The organism is Methylobacterium sp. AC315 (genome assembly GCF_979253755.1).
Map to the genome: position 1 here is coordinate 1 of NZ_CEEDEA010000086.1, position 282 is coordinate 282.

Sequence of the window (282 nt, forward strand, 5' to 3'; positions counted from 1 at the left end):
GTACATGACGGTGATGCGGTGGCGTCCGTCAGCATCGCCCGGGACGGCAGGATGTGGAATACGTTGGACCGGCCGTCGGCGCCACGCAGGCGGTCGTCCGGGGCGCCGGCGTTCAGCACCACCGCCCCGGTGTCCGTCACCGCGTCGGCCACCGCCAGCACCGCATCCGCCGGCAGCGCCAGGACCAGGTAGTGCACGCCCGTGGCCACCAGCTCCCTGGCCGCCGCAACGGCAGCGGGCGTGTCGTCGCTCAGCGCGACCGCAGCGCGCGAGAAGGTGTGC

General features: G+C 73.8%; 1 pseudogene. It reads right to left on the minus strand.

Annotation, left to right across the window (positions count from 1 at the left end):
• Positions 1-282: pseudogene (locus tag AC0IY0_RS28815) on the minus strand (ABC transporter substrate-binding protein); the annotation flags it as partial.